Source organism: Paenibacillus terrigena DSM 21567, from assembly GCF_000374845.1.
GTDB classification, from domain to species: Bacteria; Bacillota; Bacilli; order Paenibacillales; family Paenibacillaceae; genus Paenibacillus_K; species Paenibacillus_K terrigena.
In genome coordinates this window covers 17,124-34,347 of the sequence record NZ_KB895416.1, presented here as the reverse complement: position 1 = coordinate 34,347, position 17,224 = coordinate 17,124, and the positions used below count along the sequence as shown (strand labels likewise).

Here is a 17,224-nt window from a genome sequence, read left to right as displayed (position 1 = left end):
CTGATTCGTCCGAAACACAAAAGACCAACCGTAGTTAATTAATACGGTTGGTCTTTGTGTTACATACTATTCCACAATTTTTCTCGCTATGGCAGCGAGGTCATCAATATCGATCACGCCATTGCCGTCGTAGTCGGCGGCCTTGATCCGACTCCAGTCCGGATGTTTTTTGTCTTTGCCATAATTCGCAGCCGCGAACGCTAAGTCGCCGATCGTGTACTTGCCGTCATGGTTCGCGTCACCCGGCAAACCTGGTGGAACCACCGTGACTTCAATTCGGATCGATGTTGGCCGCGCCTCCAGCTCGTTTCCTTCCCCATCGCCAAGCCATGCTTTGGTGACCGAGATCTCGCCTGAAGCCGACTGTGTGACATTTTTCGCTTGGAAGGAGAGCTTCACCAATTCAGCGTTGCCACTAACCGAATTACCCGCACCTTGACTCACCAGAATGAGCCGGACTTTGCCTGGACTCTTCTTCTCCGACAGGATATCGATCCCGTTCATCAACGGTGCTGACGAGACGTATTCGGCAATCGATTCATCATACGCAATCGTAATGTCCTGAGCGTATACATTCGACGTAACGCCATGAAGACCGAATTGGACGGTAAACGGCTGGCCGGTCTGTACTTTGCTTGGCCCCGTTAACACGGTCGATAGCTGCTGCTCTTGCTTTCGAACTTCTATGGTCGCCGTTGCTGTAAGCCCGCCATAGGTCGCCGTAATGACACTCGTGCCTTCTTGATGTGCTGTGATCAATCCCCCTGCGTCGATCGATGCAACAGCAGTCTGACTGCTTGCAAATTGCGAGCTGCCCGTCACATCCATCGGCGCGTCACTGTTCGGAAGGTAGGCGAATACTTGCGCCTGCTTGGTACTGCCTACAGCAAGCTCGCCCAGCATTCCGAGCTCGATCCGCTTCACGCTCTCGCCAAGGGTGATTGGATTGCTGGCTTCGCTCTCGTTATGAAGCCGGTTCACGGCCGTGACGGCATAAGTGTACACACGTCCCTCAACGGCATTTTTATCGGTATAATGCTGAACATCCGCTGACTGCTTGCGAATGATGGCTGCAATGTGAGCGGGATTATCCACGTTTAAGCCCTCTTTGCCTTCAATCCGGTATAGCACATAGGAAGTCTCATCGCTGCCTTGTTCACCCTTCCAGGTGACTTCGATGCCTGCCGTGCCTTTTTTAGTCACAGACTGCAGAACAGGCTTTTTAGGAGCCTTATTGTCCAGCCACGGCATAACAGGAATAAGGGAAGGCAATTTATAGCTGTCTTGGATGAGTCTATCCTTGATGCCGAGTGGATTTCGGATAAGATCCGAGGCGCTGAAATGCATGCTGCCTTTAACCCCCTCGAAGTTCCAATTGTACTTGAGCTGGTTCGGCAGCTCATCGGGTTTGGCCCAAGCTTCGTTGTTATCGTTAATTTTGTAGTCGGCATGCCCGATATAGAGATGCACATTCGTTCCCTTTGTTTCTTTCGTCCACCAATCGACCAGTTTCTCGTAAGCAGCCGCACTAAATCCGAAGTTCCAATAAATTTGCGGCGTAATGTAATCGATCCAGCCTTCGTGAATCCACTTGCGCGTATCCGCGTACAAATCATCATAGTTGCGCTGCCCAGCCGTCGTATCCGAACCCGTCGGATCATCCGCGATGTTCCGCCATACGCCGAACGGACTGATGCCGAACTTGACATAGTTCTTCTCCTGCTTAATCTCGACTGATAATTCATGAACCAGCTGATTCACGTTGTCTCTTCGCCAGTCGGCTTTGTTCGTGAAAGCTCCGCCGTACGTCTTATAAGTGTCCGCGTCCGGGAAGTCTTGGCCGTTGACCGGATAAGGGTAGAAGTAGTCATCCATATGCACGGCGTCGATATCATAATTGCGGACAACCTCCATGACGCTTCCGACGACAAAATCTTTTGCCGCAGGTACGCCCGGGTTATAGTACAACTTGCCGCCATAACTGACTATCCAGTCCGGATGCTGCCTTGCCGGATGGTTCTCGACCAGGTTCCCGATGTTATCCTTCATGCTGACACGGTACGGATTGAACCAGGCATGGAACTCCATGTTGCGCTTATGCGCTTCTTCGATCATAAAGGCAAGCGGGTCATACCCCGGATCCTTCCCTTGGACGCCAGTCAGATATTCGGACCAAGGTCCATACTGGGACGGGTAGAACGCATCTGCGGTCGGCTTAATCTGAACAATGATGGCATTCATGCCCATGCCAGCCAATTCGTCCAACAGCGCGGAGAAATCCCGCTTCTGATCCTCCGGCTTCACAACGCCCTGCTTCGGCCAATCGATATTCTCAACCGATGCGATCCAAGCTGCTCTCAGCTCCCGTTTCGGAGAGGAAGTTACTTTGTTGACAACGACGGTAAATTCAGCCGTTTTGCCTCCGAAGGAAGCTCTTATTGCGCTAATTCCTACACTCAGCGCCTTGACTTTCCCTGCTTCGTCAACCGTTGCAACCTGCGGATTGCTGCTCGTGAAGGTGACGCCGCTCGTCAGCTCCACCGGATCAGGCGTCAAGCTGTATTTCGCCGTAACCTTGGTAAGCTGTGTATCACCAATCGTCATGGCGCTAAGACCATTGATCTCAATGCTCTGCAATACAGGAACTGGGTTCTTGACCTCCAGCTCGTAGAGCGCTGATTTCCCGCCATACGATGCTGTGATTGTCGTCCGTCCTGGTTTCAGTGCACTCACCTGGCCAGCGGCATCGATCGACGCCACATCGGGTTGATTACTGCTAAATGTGACTTCGCTGCTGATAAGTTCAACCGGGTTCGGATTGCCTGCGAACGTTGCGAACACCTTCGCTTGCTTCGCCTGACCGGTATCCATTGCACTTAGTCCCGTCATTTCTACACGTTCGAGCACTGGAGCCTCCTTCGTTACTTTCAGCTGATATTCAGCCGGCTGTGCGCTGCCGTACAATGCGATAATCGTTGCTGTTCCCTCTTGGAGCGCCTTGACCGTACCGCTTGTATCGATGCTTGCTACCTTCGAATTACTGCTGTAGTAAGATACACCGCTCTGCACCGGCACGGGCTCCGTGCTGCCTGCGTAAGCTGCAAGCAAGCTCGCTTGCTTCGTCTCTCCGATGACCATCGGCGTAAGTCCCGAGAGGGAGAGCTCAAATACATCAGTGTTCGTGTACAAGGCGGACAACTGATCGACGTATAGCGTTCCGCCATTCTTGTTGGCGTCGTTCGTCTCCACAATGTATACCTGATTCAGTCGGATCGGTGGGGTAAGGCCTGTCGGCATATCCACCGTAACGTATTTCCATCCGGACCAGTTCAATCCGCCGGATGCCGTAAAATCAACGGTAGGTTTGTTGCCTGCCGCATCCTGGAGCGCTGCGCGCAGCCAATGCTTCTGCGCATCCCCGTAGAACCACATCCCAAGCTTCTTCGGATAGCCTTCCAAGACGCGTCCCGTCCCACCAAGCGCATCCTTGAAGTTCATATACGCTGCCGACGTTCCTTTGGTATCAGTGAAATCATAGGCGAATTTACCGGCATACACGCCAGCGCGAACCGGTTCAGGCCTTGCAACGCGGGTCAGTTTCACGGAATCCGGCACGGCGCGCACGCTTGAAGCCGCGATGTCTTGAATGTCCTCGAAGTCTTCCACGAGTTGAGCAAGCTTGCCGACAATGACCGCCGCTTCCGCACGAACGGTCCCCGTCGATACGGTGACTTTGCCTGCAGCTGGATTGGTCGCTGCCTTCAGCACGCCACCAGCTGATATGGTGCCAATCGCGCCCGTTTGGCTCCACGTCAACTGATCGGCTTGCACCGCCATTTCGTTGCCGCTGCTGTCATACCCTTTCACCGTAAAAGTCTGCTCCGCCCCTCGCTCCACGGATGCGACCGCAGGCGAGATCTCCAGACGGCTGGGCACCGCCGCATTCAGATCCACAAGTTGCATGCCCTTGTAGTAGCTGTTCAGAATGCGGTCATAGCTCCAGCCCTGCGCCCCGAGCATTTGGGCACCAACTTGGCTCATGCCGACGCCATGCCCGTTGCCACCGCCATAGAAGGTGACGTTCTTCAAGCTGCCATTCTCATCCCGTTCAAGATCGAATGTCATGAAGGCGGAATAGAGAATGCTCGGGTTTTTAAGCGGAGCATTATCGTAAGCCCCCGCTCCGCCTTTGGCCCGGTAAGCGAGGATGTCCGTCGTCCCGCCGGTATACGTCTTGCTCGGTCTAATGGTGAAGCGAATATTGAATTCACGAATAATTTTATAAGTGCCCGTACTGCCTTCAATCACGAGCTCCATCGCGTTGCCGCCTCGGCCTCGCTTCGCGACATACATGTTGCTGATGGTGCCTGCGCCTTCCGCCGGAATCGGTCTGCTGACGAAGCTGCCGTTAGCGTCCTTCGTCAACACGAACATCGGCTCTGCCGCATAACGGTCAATCATATTTTTATTGACAGTGTTCTGCAGCTCCGTACGCGTCAGGCTGACTTTCCAGCGGAAATACGGAGATTCCGAATCGTAGCCTGTATAGTTCAAACTTTTGTAGAATGCGTTCAACACTTCCTCACTCGCCGTATCGATCTTGAGCAAGCTGCTGCTGTTCGCCGGATCATATGTATAGCTGTCTCCGATCAGATAAGGGAGCGGCGTACCTGGGAATTGATTCGTGTCGATATCTTGCCATACTTCATGCTTCGATGCGCCATAGCCACCTGATGTCGAATAAAATCTCGCATCGACCAGCTCGCTGCCGCTCTTCATAATTTTGCCGGACGTCGCCTGTACGGCTTGTGTCGTCAGCGTGTTCTCCGCCTGGTTGTTATACACTTGGCTTAATGTGCTGTCGTCGATATGGAAGCCGCGATCCGCGAATCGGCTCGTCATATAATCGGTAAGCGCATACGTCCTTGCCGCAACGGACTGTGCTTTCAACGCTTCCAATCCATAAGATGCCGGCATTTCGCTAGGAACGACTTGGTATAAATACTGTTCGATATCGAGTTCATTAATCAGCCGCAGCTTATCCTTCTCTGGATTCAGTGACACCTCGAATATTCCTCGATACTGCGGCTTCCCGTGACTGCGGGTGATGGACGTCACCTGAATAAGTGAGCCGCTGTTCAAAGGCTCTATAATTAGGCGATTCGCTGTCTTAATCAGCTCTGCGCCATTCTGTTTCACCGCAATCTGCCCATTGTCAACGGTGAATAAGAGGAGCGATCCAGCAGCTATATCCAGGCTTGTGCCGCCTTTTTTGTCTATGATACGTAACCTATCGATCGATTTCATCTCGATTTGCGAATGGCCCAGCTGTGTCATGTCTGCAATATCGGTGATATCCTTGCGGATACCGACGCGCATACGATTCATCGGCGTCTCGCCGTTAATCACAATCTTGGCTGCTTTCCCATCCGCTCCGAGATAGACATCCACATTCTCAGCGCCAACCATGACATCCCTTAGCGTCTTGGTTAATACGGTCTGGCCGAAGTGCTGTTCCACCGTTAGCGTATCGCTCAGCTCGACCTTTCCTTTCAATTCAAGCTCGATCGTTCTGGTTACAGAGTCTTTCGCCATCACCTTCTCACGAATCGGGGCAGATTCCGCTGCAGCCATCGTGTTGACACCGCCTTCTTGTGCATGAGCCGCCGGTAAAACGCTTACAAATCCTGAAACCACCGTACTGCAGATCAACACCGCAGCTAATGCTGCATTCATTTTCACTCGCAATGAATTCACGAAGTTTCTCACGCAAGGGCACATCCTTTCTGTGATTGTTCCAACCATTCGTTTCAGTCCATGCATTCGTGTCCACTCAACTCTGATCGATCAGCTATTCAGTGTTTCATCGCATCACCGTCCTTCTTGAAATATCCGAACTTTATTCCAAAATATTTTTCTAAATTTATATATAATAGTGAAATTTAATTTCATGATTACACCTCAAGTTTAGCTTGAATGCTTAAAATTTGTATATAGCGAATCATGACTGTTTTTGTCTTCATTTCAATGATTTCAAGCGACCAAAAACGACGCATTCCGCACTGATCCCTCTAACGAACCCACATATGCTTATTCGCTCCAATTTATCCATTTTTAAAATGTAACGAATCCTACGAGCGCTAATCCCACCTTATTCACGTTAAACCACCCATTTTGAGTTCAATAACGCTATCACGATTCCTTAGCCTGCAAAAACGCACCATTTCGCCCCGATAAGCACACTACAATTCGCTAGCCACGCTACAGCACCACGAACCATTCAGCACCACACGCAACTCTCCACTCCCCCCGATTAGCGACTTCCCCAAGGCCACGAATAACACAAATGGGGCTGTCCCATAAGTCAATTAATGATTTGGACAGCCCCTGGCTTCAAAGACGATTCCCCTATTTGTCTATCAAAAAAAGCACCCCGGATCATCTAATCCAGCGTGCTTCACCTATTATATTGCTCGATTCAACCGCTCCAACGCCATGAGAACCGCGCCGATGGATGCATCCTGCTTCGGGGTTATGCATTGCAGCTTCGGATATTTCTCTTGCAGCATGTCGACCAGAGCGGTTTTCACGAAATGGTTCTTCAGCAAAACACTCCCCGCCATAGCTAATACTCCTTCCTGTAAAGACAGCTTCTCTGCTACAGGAATGACCAGCTCGAACAAGGAAGCAGCGCTTCGATGCGCTATGCCAAGAGCCGCTTGATCACCAAGCAGGCATGCCTCCGAGAGAATTGGGGCTAGTGCTGCAATGTCCTTCTTATGGGTCCGTGCATCGTACACAAAACCGATCATCTCCGCAACCTTCGTCATGTTCAGTTGGCGATATACCATTTCCGTGATCACCGTTTCAGGTGCTCTTCCATCATTCGCCCGAACCACAGCCGAGATTAAATCCCGTCCGATACTATAGCCGCTGCCTTCGTCATCAATCAGATGACCGTAACCGCCGGATCGATGAACATCACCGGATTCATTTTTCCCATAACAGATGGAGCCTGTGCCGGCAATAAGAATGATTCCATACGGACGCCCGTGCGCGCCGCTTAACGCTGTTTCTTGATCGCCCAAGATGAGCAAATCACCATGATAGCCACATGCTCGGATCGTGGCTTCCAGCCTCGATGTGACCGTAGGATTGCTGACCCCCGCCGCCCCGATACAGATCTGCACGCAGTAGTCCAATCCTCCACAGACGCTCGCAATGGTATCGACAATTTCTTGCAGATTCTGGCGAACGCTGTCCTCATCCTGCCCGTTATAGTTCATGCCTCCGGACGTGAACGAATGTACGACGCGACCTTGATCATCGGCGATGGTGACCGCCGTCTTGGTGCCGCCGCCATCCAGTCCGGCAACAAATCTCATCAATATGTTCACGACCTTTCAGACCAGATCTGGCGATCCTTAATACAAATGATACTGCTGCTTGATGCGGGTAAACGCTTGGCTCTCGGTACGGAATTGCTCCAGCAACGCCGGCACGTCAACTGAAGCTGTATCATCCCCGTACAACTTCTCACCGCACAATAAATCAATAAAAGGTCTGGAACCCTCCTTCAGTGGGGGAAGAAGTCGGAAGTCTTCATAGTTCCGTCTGATCGTATCCAGCAGCATAAATCCGGTCACCACTGGCTGCAGAGCATGGCGGTCCGTTACATGCAGCTGCACACCTCTGCACAGCTCCCCCTGATATTTGGAGGAATATGGTTGAAAATAGACCGGACGGAACATCACGCCAGGCAGCTTCTTGCCGTTCATTTCATTTGCCAGCCGATAGGCATCAATAAACGGCGCCCCGATCAACTCGAACGGAGCTGCCGTTCCTCTGCCTTCCGAAACATTGGTCCCTTCGAATAGACAAGTGCCCCCATACAGAAGGGCCGTATCGAACCGTGGAATCCCTAGAGAAGGCATAACCCAATTTCGCCCAGTATCCGGGAACTGCATCTCCCGCTCCCAGCCTTCACAACGCACGACATGGAGCTTGCCGTTCCAGTTCATTTGATCATTCGCCATCATTGCTACTTCGCCAGCTGTCAGACCATAACGAATGCAGAGCGGATAATTACCAACAAAGGATTGATACCCCTGCTTCAGGATGTTGCCTTCTACCGTTACCCCGTCAAGCGGATTCAACCGGTCCAAGACGGTGAATTCTTTCCCCGCTCTCGCGCAATCCTCCAACGCATAGAGCATCGTATAGATGAATGTATAATACCGTACGCCGACGTCCTGAATATCATAGACGATCATATCAACTTCATCCAGCATTTCTGGGCTTAGTCGCTTGGAATCTTCACGGTACAAGCTGTACACCGGGACACCTGTCATCGGGTCCTGATAGCTGTCAACCTGTGCGCCTGCAGCCTGATCGCCGCGTACGCCATGTTCCGGAGAGAACAGAGCCGTCAAGTTGAATTGCTCATGCAGAACTTGAATGGTCGTGCCGAAATCTTGCGTTAATCCCGTTGGCGACGTAATTAATCCCAATCGTTTTCCCTTAAAAAGATCGGCATAGTTCGCAATACAATCTATCCCATTTCGAATCATCACTGTCTCCCTCGATCCTTATAGTTCCGTTCTAATCAGGCGCATGCTCTCTTCCGGAATCATGAACGTTTCCGCATATTCCTTTCTCGCTTCAATGCCGCGAACGCGAGCCAAATGCTTGTAATATTCCAGATAAGGGAAGGAAGTGCTTCCGGTAACGAACCAATGCTGGGATACCGCCTGCACCCACAAATCATAGGCTTCCTGAGAGAAATCCACATACACGTATGGCTTATAATCGACCGCATCCTCCCAGTTCTCCGCATAATAGAGCTTAGAAGCAAAGAACGCAGGCTTATCTCGCTGAAAGGATGCCAGACCTGCATAAAAGCGTGCATCGTTCACAATCTTGTGCGTCGTCATATGATCCTTGTGCATGCTGTTCTTGAAATGCGTAATAATGATATTCGGACGGACCTCGCGAATGACGTCGCATACTTTAAACCGCATTTCATCATTGTCCTGGAGCTCTCCATCCGGAACGTCGAACACGATCGATTCTCCGCCCAGCATCTCTGCGAATGTCTTGGCCTCATTCACTTTCTGTATCCGATATTCCGCCATATCTCTGCCTGTGGGAACCCCGCGTTCTCCAGCTGTCATCGCTAACGTGACAATTCGGTCGCCTCTCAGCGAGTGACTGGCTAATACGCCGCCTGCTGTCAACTCTGCGTCGCCTACATGACCGCCAATAGCCAGTATCGTTAATCGCTGCTCGCTCATAGTTACAACAACTCCCTTCGCATCACTGAAAATTGTCTAACGGTTCGAAATCCTGCCTTCTCATAGATGCGAATGGCGGGATTAGTACTACCGGTGTAGAGGGACATATACGCCGTTCCGATCTGCTGAAAGGCCTCGCATAGTCTAAAAAATAGAATGCTGCCCAGCCCGTGTCCTTCATGCTCCGGGTGCACCCCGATCCCGGAAAAATAACCTCGGCCGTTCGGTTGACGGATCACCGGACCAGCAAATCCGACCGCCTTGCCGCGATGCGCCGCGATGACGACGGGCACGCCTGCGTTGACGCACTGAGCGATCTCTTTCTGCCATAGCGGATTATCGAATCCGCTGAGCATGTCCTCAACGCCGTCATGCAGGGTAGGATTAAACAAGGCTACGCTATAATGCTCAAGTGACGCGCTAGCTTCCTTCGCCTTGATATCTTCCGGGACGTTGAATCCTTCCAAATTCAGATACATCGCGCACTCGATGGCGCGTTCAGCATATCCCTCCCGCAGCAGAAATGCATACAGCGGACTATCTACCGGAACGCCCGGCGCGTTATTGTGTTCATGCTTCGGCGTATTCGGGATATACCACGGCAGCATCATCGGATTGAAGAACAACTCATCCGCTTGCTTCTTCCCGAGTGATCTAAATCGTTGCTCTAATGCCCCTAGCATGATTCGGTAGTGTTCATCGGTTCTGACGTCATCGGATAATACGATGCAGGTGATATATCCCGCAATACTCCCTAGCGGCAGATCATTGCCTGTACATCCGCAAGCGAATCCTTCCACTTGACCGGCATCCAATAAGACAAACGTATTCTCCCTGTCGAAATACGGGCTGGACAAAAAAATACGCTCGAAGCTGTCCTCATCCAGCTCCTTATACCCTTCTCTCACAGCGACCTCGTTCCACAACGAAATAACCTCATGAATATACTGAGGATCCCAGCATACGATCATTCGAACCCGCCCCCCCCTTAGCCGCACATAAAGGTTGTTCAAAAAATCATCTTTTGATCACGAAGTGTTTCATGTAGAGAATTCGACATCGAATCTTGCGTTCATCCTCGAAGTCCGGTACTCATTTAGGTTTTGCCTAAACTCCGTTCCTCCTAAAAGTTTTTCGAAGAAAAACTCGCTACGGAAGCATTATCCGAGGATTCTCGCAACCTGAGTCCATGCTTACGAAGTAAGTTTTCTTCGAAAACTTTCAGGTGCTGAAAAGCCGACTTTTTGAACACGATTCTAATTCTAATACGAAACTTTCCCCATCACGATAGCTCGCTCGGCGCCTGTCACAGCAGGAAGATTGTTCGGCTGCCGGGCCAGTGTATAATCCGCAAGCAAGGCGAACGCGACGGCCTCTTTGGCATCGCTGCTCAGACCAACCTGTTCCTGTGTCATCACTTGCACGCCCATCGGTTCCATTTCTTGCGAAATGTACGCCATCAGCACGGGATTATAGCTTCCTCCGCCGCCTACCAGCATGACATCTGCAGGATTCTGGTCTCGGATATAGCGTCGATACGCATCTCCGATCGACCACGCCGTCAGCTTTGTGACCGTTGCTACAATATTTTCGGAAGAAATTCCGTGCTCCTCCGCATACCGAAGCAACCTATCTATATAAGAAGAACCAAATCGTTCTCTGCCTGTCGATTTCGGCAAAGGCAGTGCATAGTACCCCTCTTGCTGCAAAAAATGAAGAAACCCCGCGTCTATGCTGCCCGTTCGAGCAATGGCTCCCCCAGTATCCATCGTTAGTTGTCCCGGATATAGACGCTGGGCAACACCGTCGATGAGCATGTTCCCCGGTCCGGTATCAAAAGCATATACCTGCTCAGGCGCGCAATTGGCAGGAATAATCGTAATATTGCCGATTCCGCCGATATTCTGCAGCAGCATCGTTCGATGAGCTTCCCGATACAGCAGATATTCCGTGAAAGGAACGAGCGGCGCACCTTGACCACCGACTGCCATATCTGCCGGCCGAAAGTCCGACACGCAAGGTATTCCTGTTCTTGCCGCAATCACGGAACCTTCACCGATCTGTACGGTATAATGCACATCAAATCCATGCATACGCTCCAGATCCGGTGCATGATAAATCGTCTGTCCATGCGAACCGATGACCGAAACTTCTGACGGCGTAAGCCCTGCTCTTGCAATCACGGAGAGCGCAGCTTCAGCAAATAATTCGCCAAGCAATACATTCATCTTGCCAACCTTGTCTACGGTTGCCTGGATCGGATCGAAGAGCATGAAGATCTCCTCTCGAATGGCAGCCGTATAGGCCGTATTCTCGAACGCGATCAGCTCGACCTGCGGCGATTCGCCCGGAATCCCGCTCATTCGTATGACAGCCGCATCGATTCCATCAACGGACGTGCCGGACATCAGGCCGACAGCATAACGAGATTGGGACTTAGATACCATCGCGCTGCTCATATTAACCTTTCACCGCGCCTACCGTGACGCCTTTTAAGAAGTATTTCTGCAAGCTGAAGAAGAGGATGAACATCGGCAGCGCAGAGATCGTAGCGCCCGCCATCATTGGTGCGAAGTACGTCGTATTCGCAAATCTGAAGTTTTTGAGCCCGACTTGAATCGTCTGCATATCCATCGTATTGGTGACGAGCAGCGGCCAGAAGAAAGTATTCCAGCTTTCCATGAAGGTAAGAATCGCCATAACGGCGAGAACCGTTTTGGATAATGGGAGAATAATTCTCAAATAGACCTGGAACTGGTTACACCCTTCAATCTTCGCGCATTCAAGAATTTCTCCAGGAATGCTACTCATGAACTGCTTCGACAGGAATATGTTATATACCGTTACAAGTCCCGGCAGAATCAGGGCGCTATAGGTATTCTGGATTTCAAAAATATTAACGATCAGGATGTACAAAGGCACTTGCGTGACCTGATACGGAATCATCATGGCAACGAGCAAGATGGCAAAGAGAACGGATCTGCCCTTAAATCGTATTTTAGAGAATGCATAACCCGCCATACTGGCAAAAAACACATTCGAAACGGTGACGACGCTTGCCACAATCAGGGAATTTAAAAGCCATCGTAAAGAATAATCACTATAGTCAAAAAAGAACTTATATGATTCTAACGAAATTTTGGTGGGAAATAACGTATAACTCATTGCCCCGGCTTCGACGGGATCGCCTAAGGAAGAAATAATCATAAAATAAATCGGGAATATCGTCGCAAGAGCAAACAGCAGTAGTATGATAATTATGACCGTATTTCTAGCATATTTGAGCGGCTTTTTCCCCGTGTGTTCACTATAGAGCGCCATATGGATTTCTCCCCTTCCTCAATACTCCACGTCTTTGCCTAAGAATTTAAATTGAATCAATGAGATACCTCCGATAATCAAGGCCAAAATGAGAGATTGTGCGGCAGCTTTGCCAAATTCAAAATATTTGAATGCATTGTTAAAAATCAATAATCCGACCATTGTCGTCGCATTGTCCGGGCCGCCTCCCGTCATGAGGTAAGCGTTCTGGAATACCTGGAATGAGCCAATGACACCCGTTACAAGCAGGAATAATGTCGTTGGTTTCAGACAAGGAATAACAATATACCACAGCTTCTTCAGGAATGAAGCGCCGTCCAATTCTGCTGCCTCGTAGTAGCTGTCATCAATACCGAGCAAAGCGGCCAAATAGATAATGATGCTCGTACCGTGACTCGACAACCATGACATGAGAACGAGCGAGAACATGGAGGTGGAGGTAGCTCCAAGCCAATTCACATTGTTTATGCCGAAATATCCGAGCAGTTGGTTGAAGATCCCGTTCGGCATCGGATCGAAAATCCAAAGCCATACGACGGATAATGCGACACCGGATGCAACGGCCGGCAAATAATAAATAGCTTTGAACACGGTTTGCAGCTTTTTCTTCAGCGGCAGGATTAGGAGAGATACACCTAATGAAATGAACAGAGCTACAGGTACGGTTAGCACGGTATACACAACGGTATTCTTAATCGCTTTCCAGAATAGAGGGTCCTTAAGCGAGTCGATATAATTATCGAATCCGATAAACTTAGAACCAAGCGGCATATATTTTTGAAAACTAATGATCAATGCGCTCAGAACCGGATATGCAGTAAACAACGCGAAAATAACCAACGCAACGGCAATAAAAGCATAACCAGCGCCGCTGTCTCCTTTGATTTTTCTTCTCTTTATCGGCTTTGCGATTTGGGTCATGTTGCGCCCCCTCTCCCATCTCAGTTTCATAAAAGTTTCGGATAGCCGCACGAACATTCGCACGCCTATCCGAGACAGCTTACATCTTAGTCTTTTACAACACCATCTTCGCCGAAGGCTTGAATGGCTGCCGCCTTCACCGCATCATACATAGCTTCTGGCGTGATTTCACCAGCAATCAATGCCTGCAATTTCGGAATAATGACTTCATCTTCCAGCTTAATTGCTTTGGCGCCTAAATCTGTCGGAATGTCAGGACGAGCTGGAGATGCTGTCGCGAGCATCGCTTCTACCGCTGCGACATTGTCAGGATTCCGGTTCACGGTCATGCTCTCTGCTTCTTTTTTACCGCTCTTCGTGATATGCGCAGCGAACAGATCGTTATTCGTCGTCGCCGCTACTTTGCCGCTCGCCAAGAAGTAAGCTGCTTTAACCACATTGGCTTTGTGCTCAGGCGTTGGCTCCTTCTTGCCGCGGAACGCGACGTATCCGTCTACGACAGCACTTGCCATCGCTTTCTGGCCTGCGAAGGAAGGAACCGGGAGCACGATGTATTCTGCCGGAATACTTCCTTTGACAGCGCTACCATCATTCGCTTTAATTTTCTCATTATTTTTATTCGCGGAGTTCTCGAACACCGCCAGCCCTTTACCTGTAATCATCGTCTGGCCTGTCAGGAACATATTCCAACGTTTACCAGCATCAACCGAACTCAACTCTTTCGGCATTGAACCGTCATCGATCATCACCCGGATATCTTTTAAGACTTCCAGATAGTTTTTACTCGTATAGGCAAACTTCAGATCTTTATTAAATGCCGCTGGCATGCCCGCACTTTTGACGAGAATCGCCAGATAATCTTTCGACGCTACGCCGGCCGTCGCGAATACGAATCCGTAACGGGAGGTTTTTCCCCCTTCGGATACAACGCCTTTCTTGATGTCTTCACGGAATTGCTCGAAGGTCCAGCCTTCTTTTTGAATTTTCTTGTAGTCGATCCCCGCTTTTTCGAGGAACTCCTTGTTTCCCCCTAAGGCGTGTACTTCCATATAAGCCGGGAAGCCGTATAGACCGGTGCCATTCTTCATGTATTCAAGCGGTGCTTGATCAAAATCCGCAATCATCTCAGCCGTTGCTGCATCCGTAATATCCAAGGCCATGCCTTGCTCAACGTATTTCGAAATGCCTGACGAACCCAGGAATGCGATATCCGGTGGGCTGCCCGCATTCACCTGCGTATCCAGCTTCTGGGTCATATCTTCCCAGCTGGCAGGTTCAATTTTCAACGTAAGATTCGGATATAAGGCATTAAAATCTTTTTCCATTTGCGAGAAATTTTCTTGATAGGCTGGTGATACTGGCGGCAACAGTGCCGTAATGGTGTCTTTCGCCGCTTCTGTGCTCACATTCGTGTTGTTGTTGTTCGTATTGTTTGTGCTCTCTGGCGTCCCCTCTTTGGTCGTCGATGAGCTGCCACATGCTGTCAAGGCGGTTAAAGCTAAAGTTAAAGCACAAATCGATGCTAATACACGCATTTTTCTTTTCATAAATACATGCCTCCTTAATCTTTTACACTACCTTGTTAAAACTGCTAATTGCCTTTTTCAAACTGCCGTCGAACTGTTCCAACACTTGCTCTGCTTCCTTCGCATCCAGACCGGTTTTAATCATCATAATAGCAAGCTTACAACTCATGGAAGCGCTTTCTAAATAAACAGCAGCTGTGCCGGCATCGACGCCTGTCGCAGACCGAATGATACGAACGGAACGGTCTCGCAATTTTTTATTACTTGCCTTCAAATCTACCATCAGGTTGTTATACGTCTTCCCGAGCTTCACCATCGTGCATGTCGTGAGCATGTTGAGTACAAGTTTCTGTGCTGTACCCGCTTTCAATCGAGTAGAACCCATGATGACCTCTGGCCCGACAACGGGCGCTATGCATACATCGCAGACAGGCTCTAATCTGGAATTCTTGTTATTGACGACACCGATCGTTGCGGCTCCAATTTCCTTCGCCTTCGTAAGTCCGGCAATCACAAATTGCGCGCTTCCGCTGGCCGTAATGCCGATAACAACATCCTTGTCTGTCACCCCGCACCGTTCAATAAGTGCTATACCCTCCTCTGCATTGTCTTCACAACCTTCAACAGCGGTTCTCAGCGCCCCATCGCCTCCAGCAATATGTCCCTGCACAATCATCGGGTTAATGCCGAACGTAGGAGGACATTCCGATGCATCGAGTACACCAAGTCTGCCAGAAGATCCAGCTCCTACGTAGAACATTCTGCCGCCGTTCTTGAGCGCATGGTGCAGTATGTCAACCGCTCTTGCAATTTGCGGTATTTCTGCTGCGACTGCACCCGGAACCGTAGCATCCTGCTCGTTCATGAGACGCACCATTTCCTCGGTTGAACATTCATCAATTATCCGTGTCGTCTCATTGATCGCTTCCGTAGTCAATCTCGCCAGATATTCATCCATTGCCATCCTCCTATCCATCCTGGTGATGTATTTATCTTAAATTCATATTATCCAGTATTTTCAATTCGGTCAATAGTTTTTGAAATAAAATTTTATTATAAAATAAATTATTGTTTTTTTATTTCCCTATTTCGACAAAAAACACCGGCTCTATGGCAATAGACCGATGTCTGTATGACTTATTTCCGATGTTTGCTGGATAATATATTATGCGTCTTGGTTAAATATTTCTTGACGTTCTTATACTCGGCGCTGGCTACACCTGCAAAAAGGATATCTATCACGGTCAACATCGCAATTCGCGATCCCATCGCCCCGCTTCGAATCGTAACTTCTGGCGTCGAGATGCTTAGCACGATATCCGCTTTATCCGCCAGTTCACTTTTATGATATTTGGTGATGGCAATCGTACATGCGCCGTTCTTCTTGGCAATCTCGAGCGAATCAAGGATTTCCACCGTATCGCCGGAATTCGAAATAAAGATAGCCACATCGTTCTTCTCCATGAGCACCGCTGCCGTCAGCTGACTGTGACCGTCCGCATAGGTATGACACACCTTGTTAATCCGGGTAAATTTCTGCTCCGCATCAATACCGATCAGACTCGAAGCGCCGATCCCGAAGAACGCGATCCGTTTGCTTTGACGCAGTACTTGGACCGCCCGAGCGATTTCATTCTTGTCGATGACGCTCTGCGTGTCTTCAATCGATTTGATATTGTTGCGAGAAATATTCGAGATAATGACGGACAGATCGTCTCCAGGCTGTATATCCGTATATTGATCCTTCTCGTCCTCGTCCATCGAACCGAGCGAAGCCGAAATACTTACGATAAAACTGCGGTAGCCGGTATAGCCCATCGTCTTACAGAAACGAAGGACCGATGCGTCGCTAGTCTTGGTCAGTTGTGCGAGATTCTTGATAGAGAGATGCGGGATATCTTCCAAGTTTTCTAAGATATACTCGGCAACCAGCTTCTCTACAGGCGTCAAACTTTCTTTCATGTCCCGAATCTTAATTAGAATATTATCGTTAATTGACATGTCTCTTCCCTACTCGTCATTATGATTTATGTTGCAAAATTTAATTTCATCATAAGGGGAATGGTGTAAAAATACAAGAATTATACCAGAGGCCGAAGCAGGGCCAACTAGAAGACAAGTCCAAAATTTTATTTCAAAAATTTATTATCATTATGAAATATT

General features: G+C 49.5%; 11 protein-coding genes. All 11 read right to left on the bottom strand.

All coding sequences use genetic code 11. The annotated features are described in order from the left end of the window. Positions 1–66: 66 nt before the first annotated feature. The 11 genes from C558_RS32575 to C558_RS0114025 all read right to left on the bottom strand — a co-directional run bounded on the left by C558_RS32575 (position 67) and on the right by C558_RS0114025 (position 17,062). Positions 67–5,769, bottom strand: a complete 5,703-nt coding sequence (locus C558_RS32575) for a family 10 glycosylhydrolase (protein ID WP_018756922.1) — start codon at positions 5,767–5,769, stop codon at positions 67–69. A gap of 695 nt (positions 5,770–6,464) precedes the next feature. After that, positions 6,465–7,385: an N-acetylglucosamine kinase gene (locus tag C558_RS0114070; protein WP_018756921.1), complete on the bottom strand. Its 921-nt coding sequence runs from the start codon at positions 7,383–7,385 to the stop codon at positions 6,465–6,467. A gap of 39 nt (positions 7,386–7,424) precedes the next feature. After that, on the bottom strand, positions 7,425–8,570 hold the full coding sequence (locus tag C558_RS0114065) for an exo-beta-N-acetylmuramidase NamZ family protein (protein ID WP_018756920.1): 1,146 nt from the start codon (positions 8,568–8,570) through the stop codon (positions 7,425–7,427). An 18-nt stretch (positions 8,571–8,588) separates the two neighbouring features. Then, complete coding sequence (locus tag C558_RS0114060) at positions 8,589–9,293, bottom strand: PIG-L deacetylase family protein (RefSeq protein WP_018756919.1); 705 nt, start codon at positions 9,291–9,293, stop codon at positions 8,589–8,591. 2 nt (positions 9,294–9,295) lie between these two features. After that, positions 9,296–10,264 carry a GNAT family N-acetyltransferase gene (locus C558_RS0114055; RefSeq protein ID WP_018756918.1) on the bottom strand — a complete coding sequence of 323 codons (969 nt, stop codon included), beginning with the start codon at positions 10,262–10,264 and terminating at the stop codon, positions 9,296–9,298. Positions 10,265–10,555: 291 nt separating this feature from the next. Beyond that, entirely contained in the window at positions 10,556–11,752 is a 1,197-nt protein-coding gene (locus tag C558_RS0114050; protein ID WP_018756917.1) for an anhydro-N-acetylmuramic acid kinase, read from the bottom strand. 1 nt (position 11,753) lies between these two features. Further along, a complete protein-coding gene (locus C558_RS0114045) occupies positions 11,754–12,614 on the bottom strand; it encodes a carbohydrate ABC transporter permease (protein ID WP_018756916.1) in 861 nt (286 codons plus the stop codon). Between the two features lie 18 nt (positions 12,615–12,632). Next, positions 12,633–13,535: a carbohydrate ABC transporter permease gene (locus tag C558_RS0114040; RefSeq protein WP_018756915.1), complete on the bottom strand. Its 903-nt coding sequence runs from the start codon at positions 13,533–13,535 to the stop codon at positions 12,633–12,635. 86 nt (positions 13,536–13,621) lie between these two features. Next, complete coding sequence (locus C558_RS0114035) at positions 13,622–15,082, bottom strand: ABC transporter substrate-binding protein (protein ID WP_018756914.1); 1,461 nt, start codon at positions 15,080–15,082, stop codon at positions 13,622–13,624. Positions 15,083–15,104: 22 nt separating this feature from the next. Beyond that, a complete protein-coding gene (gene murQ, locus C558_RS0114030; protein WP_018756913.1) occupies positions 15,105–16,019 on the bottom strand; it encodes an N-acetylmuramic acid 6-phosphate etherase in 915 nt (304 codons plus the stop codon). A 179-nt stretch (positions 16,020–16,198) separates the two neighbouring features. Further along, positions 16,199–17,062: a MurR/RpiR family transcriptional regulator gene (locus C558_RS0114025; RefSeq protein ID WP_018756912.1), complete on the bottom strand. Its 864-nt coding sequence runs from the start codon at positions 17,060–17,062 to the stop codon at positions 16,199–16,201. Positions 17,063–17,224 lie beyond the last annotated feature (162 nt).

What these genes read in the sequence shown, in the direction of transcription:
- murQ (WP_018756913.1), bottom strand. Translation starts at nt 16,019, where the DNA reads ATGGATGAATATCTGGCGAGATTGACTACGGAAGCGATCAATGAGACG.
- C558_RS0114035 (WP_018756914.1), bottom strand. Translation starts at nt 15,082, where the DNA reads ATGAAAAGAAAAATGCGTGTATTAGCATCGATTTGTGCTTTAACTTTA.
- C558_RS0114045 (WP_018756916.1), bottom strand. Translation starts at nt 12,614, where the DNA reads ATGGCGCTCTATAGTGAACACACGGGGAAAAAGCCGCTCAAATATGCT.
- C558_RS0114025 (WP_018756912.1), bottom strand. Translation starts at nt 17,062, where the DNA reads ATGTCAATTAACGATAATATTCTAATTAAGATTCGGGACATGAAAGAA.
- C558_RS0114065 (WP_018756920.1), bottom strand. Translation starts at nt 8,570, where the DNA reads ATGATTCGAAATGGGATAGATTGTATTGCGAACTATGCCGATCTTTTT.
- C558_RS0114060 (WP_018756919.1), bottom strand. Translation starts at nt 9,293, where the DNA reads ATGAGCGAGCAGCGATTAACGATACTGGCTATTGGCGGTCATGTAGGC.
- C558_RS0114050 (WP_018756917.1), bottom strand. Translation starts at nt 11,752, where the DNA reads ATGAGCAGCGCGATGGTATCTAAGTCCCAATCTCGTTATGCTGTCGGC.
- C558_RS0114055 (WP_018756918.1), bottom strand. Translation starts at nt 10,264, where the DNA reads ATGATCGTATGCTGGGATCCTCAGTATATTCATGAGGTTATTTCGTTG.
- C558_RS0114040 (WP_018756915.1), bottom strand. Translation starts at nt 13,535, where the DNA reads ATGACCCAAATCGCAAAGCCGATAAAGAGAAGAAAAATCAAAGGAGAC.
- C558_RS0114070 (WP_018756921.1), bottom strand. Translation starts at nt 7,385, where the DNA reads ATGAGATTTGTTGCCGGACTGGATGGCGGCGGCACCAAGACGGCGGTC.